This window comes from Variovorax sp. YR752, from assembly GCF_943372545.1.
In genome coordinates, this window is sequence record NZ_CALRZC010000094.1 from 19,967 (window position 1) to 28,656 (window position 8,690).

The 8,690-nt window shown below is 70.5% G+C and carries 12 protein-coding genes; 4 read left to right on the forward strand and 8 right to left on the reverse strand.

What is annotated here, in order from left to right; translation table 11 throughout:
- Nucleotide 1: 1 nt before the first annotated feature.
- From AAG801_RS21340 to AAG801_RS21350, 3 genes are all read right to left on the reverse strand, one after another.
- Nucleotides 2–937 (reverse strand): LysR substrate-binding domain-containing protein, encoded by a 936-nt coding sequence (locus AAG801_RS21340; protein ID WP_341890165.1) that lies wholly within the window; start codon nucleotides 935–937, stop codon nucleotides 2–4.
- A gap of 96 nt (nucleotides 938–1,033) precedes the next feature.
- A complete protein-coding gene (locus AAG801_RS21345) occupies nucleotides 1,034–1,180 on the reverse strand; it encodes a hypothetical protein (protein WP_341890166.1) in 147 nt (48 codons plus the stop codon).
- Entirely contained in the window at nucleotides 1,177–2,418 is a 1,242-nt protein-coding gene (locus tag AAG801_RS21350) for an MFS transporter (protein ID WP_341890167.1), read from the reverse strand. Before AAG801_RS21350 ends, AAG801_RS21345 begins: the two co-directional genes overlap by 4 nt.
- 209 nt (nucleotides 2,419–2,627) lie before the next feature.
- Between AAG801_RS21350 and AAG801_RS21355 the strand changes: the two genes are divergently transcribed.
- The 4 genes from AAG801_RS21355 to AAG801_RS21370 all read left to right on the forward strand — a co-directional run bounded on the left by AAG801_RS21355 (nucleotide 2,628) and on the right by AAG801_RS21370 (nucleotide 4,408).
- Entirely contained in the window at nucleotides 2,628–3,023 is a 396-nt protein-coding gene (locus AAG801_RS21355; protein WP_341890168.1) for a VOC family protein, read from the forward strand.
- Nucleotides 3,024–3,167: 144 nt separating this feature from the next.
- Nucleotides 3,168–3,437: a DUF2917 domain-containing protein gene (locus AAG801_RS21360; protein ID WP_341890169.1), complete on the forward strand. Its 270-nt coding sequence runs from the start codon at nucleotides 3,168–3,170 to the stop codon at nucleotides 3,435–3,437.
- The gene (locus AAG801_RS21365; RefSeq protein WP_341890170.1) at nucleotides 3,400–3,888 is read left to right on the forward strand and encodes a cupin domain-containing protein; all 489 of its coding nucleotides are present in this window, start codon (nucleotides 3,400–3,402) and stop codon (nucleotides 3,886–3,888) included. Before AAG801_RS21360 ends, AAG801_RS21365 begins: the two co-directional genes overlap by 38 nt.
- Before the next feature lie 52 nt (nucleotides 3,889–3,940).
- Nucleotides 3,941–4,408 carry a GNAT family N-acetyltransferase gene (locus AAG801_RS21370; RefSeq protein ID WP_341890171.1) on the forward strand — a complete coding sequence of 156 codons (468 nt, stop codon included), beginning with the start codon at nucleotides 3,941–3,943 and terminating at the stop codon, nucleotides 4,406–4,408.
- Nucleotides 4,409–4,510: 102 nt separating this feature from the next.
- Here AAG801_RS21370 and AAG801_RS21375 read toward each other — a convergent pair whose 3' ends face one another.
- The 5 genes from AAG801_RS21375 to AAG801_RS21395 are packed head-to-tail and all read right to left on the reverse strand — an operon-like array spanning nucleotide 4,511 to nucleotide 8,502.
- Nucleotides 4,511–5,572, reverse strand: coding sequence for a putative sulfate exporter family transporter (locus AAG801_RS21375; RefSeq protein WP_341890172.1), 1,062 nt, complete (start codon nucleotides 5,570–5,572; stop codon nucleotides 4,511–4,513).
- Nucleotides 5,573–5,575: 3 nt separating this feature from the next.
- Nucleotides 5,576–6,352, reverse strand: coding sequence for a ferredoxin--NADP reductase (locus AAG801_RS21380; protein WP_341890173.1), 777 nt, complete (start codon nucleotides 6,350–6,352; stop codon nucleotides 5,576–5,578).
- 19 nt (nucleotides 6,353–6,371) lie between these two features.
- Entirely contained in the window at nucleotides 6,372–6,692 is a 321-nt protein-coding gene (locus AAG801_RS21385) for a DUF971 domain-containing protein (protein WP_341890174.1), read from the reverse strand.
- Complete coding sequence (locus tag AAG801_RS21390) at nucleotides 6,692–7,558, reverse strand: ABC transporter ATP-binding protein (RefSeq protein ID WP_341890175.1); 867 nt, start codon at nucleotides 7,556–7,558, stop codon at nucleotides 6,692–6,694. Before AAG801_RS21390 ends, AAG801_RS21385 begins: the two co-directional genes overlap by 1 nt.
- A complete protein-coding gene (locus AAG801_RS21395) occupies nucleotides 7,555–8,502 on the reverse strand; it encodes an ABC transporter permease (protein WP_341890176.1) in 948 nt (315 codons plus the stop codon). The genes AAG801_RS21390 and AAG801_RS21395 overlap by 4 nt, the downstream gene beginning before the upstream one ends.
- Nucleotides 8,503–8,690 lie beyond the last annotated feature (188 nt).

Genomic DNA, 8,690 nt, shown 5'->3' on the forward strand with positions numbered 1-8,690 from the left:
ATCAGCCGTCGCCCACCTCGGACATCGCACGAATGGATGCTTCCGCCTCGGCCCGGATCCAGGCCATCACGGCGAGCACATCCGGGCGCGACTCCTGCGGCGGCGCCACCAGCCAGTAGGCCACCTCGGCCCGCGCCGCGCGCCTGGCGGTCGGAAGGGCGATCAGCCGGCCGTCCTTCAGCAATGGCTCGACCAGCGCTACGCGGCCCAGCGCAATGCCTTGCCCCGCCACGGCGGCCTGGATGACCTGGTCGTACTGGTTGAACCGCAGGATCGCCTTCGGCTTGACGCCGCCCAGGCCCAGCGCGTTGAGCAGGTCGCCCCATTGCAGCCAGGGCCGTCGGGGCTCGTCGAACTCGAGCAGGACGCTGCGACGGATGGACTCGGTCGAATCGAGCCGTGCCGCACGCAGCGAAGGATGACAGACCGGAATCAGGCGTTCACCGAACAGCCGCGGCGAGTCCGGCGGAACACTGGACTGGGGGCCGTAGCGGATCGCCAGATCGATGCCCTCGGCCTTCAGGTCCAGCACCTTGTTGTTGGCCGCGACCCGCACGTCGATGCTCGGATGCAGGGCCTGGAATCGACTCAGCCGCGGCAGCAGCCACAGTGACGCCACGCCGGTGCTCAAGGTGATGGTGACCGGCCGCCGCAGTTGCCGGGTGTCCAGCGCCGCGAAGACGTCCTGCAACTGCTGGACGGACACGTCCGCGATCCGGAACAGCCTTTCGCCCTCGGGCGTGAACTGGATCGAGCGGTGGCCGCGTGCGAACAGCTTGACACCGAGGGTGTCTTCCAGCGCGTGAACCTGCCGGCTGATCGCCGACTGCGTCAGGCAGAGATCCTGAGCGGCCAGCGTGATGCTCATGCGCCGGCCCACCGCGACGAAACCGCGAACGAGATCCAGCGAAGGAAGGCGGGACAGTGGCAGCGACATCGACGTCTCACTCGTGGGCATGCGCAGTCATTCCGTGCAGGCGAAGAGTATCGATCGACGTGCGCAACGCCGGAAAGCAGGGCCGAGCACACCGGCTCACGGGCCGCACAGCGGCATCAGGGTGAGCCAGGCCACCACATGGTCCGGCCGGCGCCACGCGAGCCATCCGGTCACGCTGAGCCCCAGGACCGTCGAGACGGTCAGGGCGATGCGCAGCGCGCGCGACAGCAGCCCGCGGTTCATGCGGGGCTCGCCTGCAGGCCGGCGCCGACACGCCGGTCGTCGATCGGCCAATGCAGCGCGGCGGCAACGCCCCCCAGCGCGATGGAGCCGAACCACAGCCAGTCGTAGGAGCGGGTCGCGTCGAACACATGCCCGCCCAGCCACACGCCGAGGAAGGCGCCGAGCTGGTGGCCGAAGAACACGAAGCCGAACAGTGTGCCGATGTACTGCACGCCGAACACCTGGGAGACCAGCCCGTTGGTCAGCGGGACGGTGCCGAGCCAGAGGAAACCCATCACGGCGCAAAACAGGTAGACGGTGATCGGCGACAGTGGCAGCAGCACGAACAGCGCCATCGCCGCCGATCGCACGAGGTACAGCGCGCACAGCAGGTGCTTGCGCCGGTAGGCGCCCCCGAGCTGCCCGCAGACGAAGGTGCCGACCACGTTGGCCAGCGCGATGACTGCCAGGCCCGTGACGGCCACGTTGGGGTGCACCCCCTTGTCCAGCAGGTAGGCCGGCAGGTGCGCGGCGATGAACGCGAGCTGGAATCCACAGGCCAGGAAGCCCAGGTTGAGCAGCCAGAAGCCGCGGTGGGCGACGGCCTCTGAGATCGCGGCCGACATGGGCAGGGGCCGTGCTGCGTCGCCACCGGGGCCGGCGCCGGGCCGGACGCTGTCGTCGAGCTTCGACGCGAACAGCACCAGCAGGGCGATCAGCGCGCCCAGGGTCACGAGCGCCCGCTCCCAGCCCAGCGCGTCCTGCAGCGCCTGCGTTCCCGGGACGGCGATGAACTGCCCCAGGCCCCCGATGGCGCCGGCCAGCCCGAGCGACCAACCGCGGTCGGCCTGCGTCGACATCCGGCTCAGCGCACCGTAGACCACGCCGAACGCCGTGCACGACAGCGCGAGGCCGATGACCAGGCCGCCGCCCACGAACAGCGCGGCCGGCGTCGTGGCCGTGGACATGAGCAGCAGGCCCAGGCCGTACAGCAACGCGCCGGCGGCCACGATCTTCGCCGAGCCCCACCGGTCGGCCAGCATGCCGGTGAACGGCTGCGCGAGGCCCCACACGAGGTTCTGCAGCGCGAGCGCAAGTGCGAAGGTCTCCCGGGGCCAGCCCCGGCCCATGGTCATCGGCAGCATGAACAGCCCCTGCACGTGCCGGACGCCGAGGGCCAGGCCCATCAGGATGCCGCCGACGACGATGGGGACCAGAAGGGCGCGCCGGCGTTCTTCGCGTGTCGTGGGGGCAGGCATGGATGGCTCCGTGAGGCAGGTCGCGGGCGAGTGCCCGCGCCGCCCACTGTGTGCGCGCCGGCGGGGCCGCGACAAACGATCTTTGGGCCGGGCTGGCATGCGCAGCAGGAATGCCAAGGTCCTTCAACTCTCAAGCCCGCTGGCGCGGTTCGACGGATACTTGGCCGCTGCTGCCGGCATCGACGGCGAAGGCGGCTGGGGAGCATTGCGTGATTTCACACGTCTTCATCGGCACCAATGACTTCGAGCGCGCCCTGCGCTTCTACACGCGGCTGATGGAGGCGCTGGGCATCCAGGCGCGCTTCTGCGAGCGCGAGCGCCCGTGGGCGGGCTGGCAGTCGAGCCCCGATCCGCGGCCGCTCTTCCTCATCGGCACACCCTTCGACGGGCAGCCCCACGAACCCGGCAATGGGCAGATGGTGGCCCTGCTTGCGCCGGACCGGTCCACCGTGGACCGGGCCTGCGCCGTGGCACTGGCGCAGGGCGCCACGTCCGAAGGTGGCCCGGGCCTGCGGCCGGAGTACCACGAGCACTACTACGGCGCGTACCTGCGCGACCCCGACGACAACAAGCTCTGCATCGTCTGCCATCGGGCGCCGGGCTAGGGTTCGCGGTGCGGCGGCTCGCATGCCTGGTGTTCATGCCAGCCTGCACAAGGATCGCTTGAGGCACAGATCGCCGGGGCGTTGAATCCGTGCATGTCATGCCCCGAACCCCCGGCCCGATCGCACCCGTTGCCATGGTGGAACTTGGCGGGCGTCGTCGACGCCGTGCGCATCACGGTGGAGAAGGCGCATCCGTTGCGCTACGTCTGTCCGGTCGACGTCCGGTTGACCTGCCTGTCGGGCACAGCCTGGATCACCACCGAGGCAGACATCCGCGACGTGGTGCTGGAAACCGGCCTGACGCACGACGCGACCCGCGGCGCCCGGCTGTTCATCAACGGTCTGCCCTTCTGCGAACTGCGCATCGCCCCACACCATGACGAAGCTGAAATCACCCACCCCCGTTCGCGCTGACGACGCGCCCCCGCGCGCGCGAGCGTCCAGCTACCCGGAACCGTTCGCCTCGCGCATGCGGGGCCGCACCATCCGCCCGCTGGGCGACCTGTTCGGGTTGAAGAACTTCGGCGTGAACCTGACCACGCTGGCCCCGGGCGCCGTTTCCTCGCTGAGGCACGCGCACAGCCGGCAGGACGAGTTCGTCCACGTCCTCTCCGGCGCCCCGACCCTGGTGACCGACCACGGTGAAACGCCGATGCAGGCGGGCGAGTGCGTCGGCTTCCCCGCCGGCACGGGCGATGCGCACAAGTTCGTCAATCGCACGGGCGAGGACTGTGTGCTGCTCGTCGTCGGCGACCGCAGCGCGGGCGACTCTGCGAGCTATCCGGACGACGACATCGTGGCCGCGGCCAGGCCGGAGGGTGGCTGGCTGTTCACGCACAAGGACGGTACGCCGTACGCGACCTGAGTCCGACCCGAGGTCTGGCGAGACAATGGCGCCCTCGAGTTCAGGACGGTCCATGTCTCAACCCACGATCCGGCCGATCGCGCCCGCCGACCTCGCTGCCTGGCGACCGCTCTGGGATGGCTACAACGCCTTCTACGGCCGCAGCGGCGACACCGCGCTGCCGCAGCACATCACCGAATCCACCTGGCGGCGCTTCCTCGATCCTGCGGAACCCGTTCACGCGCTGGTGGCGGAGCGGCAGGGGCAACTGGTCGGACTGGCGCACTACCTGTTCCATCGAAGCATGACCCGGATCGAGGACGTCTGCTACCTGAGCGACCTCTACACGGTGCCGGAACTGCGTGGTCAGGGGCTGGGGCGCGCGCTCATCGAGGGCGTCTGTGCCGAGGCCCACCGCGCGGGTGTGGTCCGGGTGTACTGGCAGACGCACGAGAGCAATGCCGCCGGCCGGCTGCTGTACGACCAGGTGGCGAAGCACCACGGCTTCATCGTCTACGCCCGCGATGCGTCGTCAGGCTGACGACATCAATCTGGCTGCAAACCAGACGGCGCAAGCCCGCGTCCGTTCGCTCTGGCCGGCTTGCCGGCCAGGACATCTACTTCGGATCCCCGATCATTCGACCTACTGCCAGCCCGGCATCGCCGCCACGCCGACGCCGACCGCGGCGGCCAGCCAGAGCGTCTCGGCGAGCATCAGCAGCAAGGGGCGCCAGCCCGCTTCGGCCAGCGAGCGCAGCGCGGTCTTCAGGCCGAGTGCGGCGATCGCCATCACCAGGCAGGCGCGCGACACGCTCGACAGCACGGGCTCGGCGCTCGACGGCAGCAGGTGCATCGAGTTGAGCAGCACGAGGGCGACGAACACCACCATGAACCAGGGCAGCAGCGCCGGCCGCTCGCCATCGGCCGCCGCTGCCGCGCCCCGGCGCGGGCGCATCACCAGGCCGATGCCTGCCACCACCGCCACCAGCAGGCTCACGCGGAACAGCTTGACGATCACCGCCGTGTCACCTGCCACCGGCCCCAGCAGGTAGGCCGCGCCCATGACCTGCGCCACGTCGTGGATCGACGCGCCGAGGAACAGCCCGGCCTGCGGCGCGCTCCAGTGCAGCAGCGTGGTCCACAGCGGGTAGACCAGCATCGCCAGCGTGGACAGGGTCGAGACGCAGACCACCACCAGCAGCGTGAAGCGGTCCTGCTCGCGGCTGCGCGGCAGCACGGCCGAGATCGCCAGCGCGGCCGACGCGCCGCAGATGGCCGTGGCGCCGCCGGACACCAGCCCCTGCTCGAGCGTGAGGCCGAGGCGGCGGGCGAGTGCCACGCCGACGGCCATGGTGCTCAGCACGGCCGCCACCACCAGCGCGGCGGTCGGCCAGCCCAGGGCCAGCACCTGCTCGGCGGCGATGCGCGCGCCGAGCAGGGCCACGCCCAGGCGCAGCACGAAGCGGCTGCAGAACTCGATGCCCGCGGCGGCCCGCCCTTCCTGGCCGACGCCGTGCAGCGCCATGCCCAGGAGCAGCGCGTACAGCAGCTGCGGGCCGCCATGCACGAGGGCGACGAAGGTGGCGGCCAGGGCGATCACCCCGCACAGCACCGCGCCCGGCAGCAGCTCCTGCGCGAGCGGCAGCGTGCCGGGGCGCGGCGGCGCCGGGGGCAGGGCCGCGGGCGTGTCGGCGCGGCCGCTCACGGCCTACTTCTCGACGAAGGCGCGCTCGATGACGTAGTCGCCGAGCTCACCCTGGCGCGGGCTGATGTGGAAGCCCTTGGCGTCGAGCAGCCGGCAGCAGTCCTTCAGCATGGCCGCGCTGCCGCAGATCATCGCCCGGTCGACCGCCGGGTCGAGCCGCGGCAGGCCGATGTCGTCGCACAGCGAGCCACTGTCGAGCAGATCGGTCAGCCGCCCGCGGTTGCGGAAAGGCTCGCGCGTGACGGTCGGGTAGTAGACCAGCCTGTCACGCGCCCACTCGCCGAGGAACTCGTGCTGCGGCAGCTCGCGCTCGATGAACTCGGCATAGGCGAGCTCGCTGACCTGGCGCACGCCGTGGACCAGCACCACCTTCTCGAAGCGCTCGTAGGTCTCGGGGTCCTGGATGATGCTCATGAACGGCGCCAGGCCGGTGCCGGTGGACAGCAGGTACAGGTGCCGCCCCGGCAGCAGGTCTTCGATCAGCAGGCTGCCGGAGGGCTTGCGCCCGACGATGACTTCGTCGCCGGGCTGCAGGTGCTGCAGCCGCGAGGTCAGCGGCCCGTCCGGCACCTTGATGCTGAAGAACTCGAGGTACTCGGCATGGTTCGCGCTGGCCACGCTGTAGGCGCGCATCAGCGGGCGCCCGTCCGAGGGCAGGCCGAGCATCACGAAGTGGCCGTTGCGAAAGCGCAGCGCCGGGTCGCGCGTGGTGCGGAAGGAGAAGAGTGTGTCGTTCCAGTGGTGAACGTGGAGAACGCGTTCGATGCCGGTGTTGGACATGGTGGATTGATCGAGGGGGTCAGGGGAGGAGGGCGGCGCCGCCGGCCGGCAGCCGATTGCCGAGCTCGCGCAGGTAGGCCCATGGATAGATGCCGCGGCCGTGCCCGTCGCTGAAGACGAGGTTCAGGCCCTGCTCGCCGACCGGGTGGATCCCGGTCAGGCGCAGCGCGGCGGCGACCGCCGGGCGCGGCGCCTGCGTGCGCGCGCGCTGCTCGCAGGCCGCGCAGCGGCAGTGCGCGCGCAGCCAGGCGTGCGGCAGGCGGCTGGTGCCGGCGTCGTCCCAGGTGATCTCCAGCAGGCCCGTGGCCCGGTGATCGCAGATCTCGAGCGGGCGGCCCATCACACCAGCTCCCGGACGCCCGCCGGCCCGACCTCGGCCGCGAAGCCGTCCAGCCCGCCGGCGTCGAGCTCGGTGCCCATCGCCGCCAGGCTCTCCTCGCGGATCAGGTTGCGCAGCTTGTGCAGGATCTGCGTGAACATCACCGACGACATCATCTCGGCCGTGCGCGGCCGCGGCAGCGGGATCTCGACCTCGGCCTTGATGCGGCCGGGGCGCGCGGTCATCACGTAGACGCGGTCGGACAGGAAGATCGCCTCCTCGATGTCGTGCGTGATGAACAGCACCGAGAGCCGGAACTTCTGCCACATGTTGGTGAGGATCTGCTGCATCACCACGCGGGTCTGCGAGTCCAGCGCGCCGAAGGGCTCGTCCATCAGCATCACCTGCGGGCTGGTGGCCAGCGCGCGCACGATGCCCACGCGCTGCTTCATGCCGCCGGAGAGCTGGTCGGGGTAGTGGTTCTCGAAGGCCAGCAGGCCGGCCAGTCCGAGCAGCGTGCGCGCGGAGGTCTCGCGCTTGTTCGGCGGCACGCCCTGCATCTTCAGCCCGAACTCGACGTTCCTGCGCACCGACATCCAGGGGAACAGCGAGTACTGCTGGAACACCACGCCGCGGTCGGAGCCCGGGCCGGTGATCGGCTGCCCGTCGAGCAGCGCCTGGCCGGCGCTCGGCGAGGCGAAGCCGGCCACCACGTTGAGCAGCGTCGACTTGCCGCAGCCCGAGGGGCCGATCAGCGAGACGAACTCGCCCGGCGCCACGCTCAGCGAGACGTCGCTGACTGCCTGCACGCGCTGCAGCGCCGAGCCGAAGCTCATCGACAGGTTGCGGACCTCGATATGGCCCTTGGCGGGCAACTGCGCGCTCATGGGCGGCCTCCGAGCTTGGTGAACTCCAGCCAGGGCAGCATCAGCTTGCCCGCGACGCGGATGGCCCAGCTGCAGGCCAGCCCGAGCACGCCGATGGTGATCATGCCGAGCACGATCTCGGCGTAGGCGATCAGCGAGTACGCCTCCCAGGTGAAGTAGCCGATGCCGAACTGGCCCGAGATCATCTCGGCGGCAATCAGCGACACCCAGGCCACGCCCATGCCGACGGCCAGGCCGGTGAAGATCTGCGGCGCCGCGCCCGGCAGCACCACGTGCCACATCAGCTGCGGTTCGCGTGCGCCGAGGCACTGGCCGGCGCGCAGCAGCACCGCGTCGACCGCCTGCACGCCGCTGACCGTGTTCAGCAGGATCGGGAAGAACGCGCCGATGAAGGTGATGAAGACGATGCTCACCTCGTTGTCGGGCCACAGCATGATCGAGATCGGCACCCAGGCGATTGCCGGGATCGGGCGCAGCGCCTCGATGGCCGGGAACAGCAGCTGCCGCGTCACCTTGTATCGGCCGATCGCCAGGCCGAGCGCGACGCCGAGCACCACCGCGACCGCGAAGCCGATCGCGATGCGGCGCAGGCTCATGCCCACGTTGGTGATGAACTTGGTGGAGTTCATCGCCTCGCCGAGCTTGCCGGCCACCTCCAGCGGCGTGGGCAGGTTGGTGAAGCGGATGTAGAAGTCCCAGCCGTGGGTGGTGGCGAAGTGCCAGAAGAGCAGCATCAGCCCCAGCGACAGGCTGCCGAGCGCGAAGCCCGTGGCCTGCGCGCGCAGCCACAGCAGCGCGCGCATCCAGCGCGGTGCGCGCGGCGGCGCCGCGGCGATGGCGGCTGCCGGTGGCGCGGCGCCGTCGACCAGCTGGATGGCGGGCAGCAACACCGGGGCCGGCGCCGGAGCGTCGTCGGGCAGGGCCCGCAGCGGAATGGTGGACATGCGGCGGCCTCCGGTGGCGTCGATCAGAAGGGGGCGGCGGCCAGCGCCAGCGCGTCGTCGTAGCTGGCCAGCCTGCCGCCGATGCTCGCGGCGTGCGCCTGGGCGTCCTTCTTCAACAGGAACGGCACGATCATTGGCTTCTTCGCGTCACTCGGATTGACCGCATAGAAGGCCTTGTCGGCGAACAC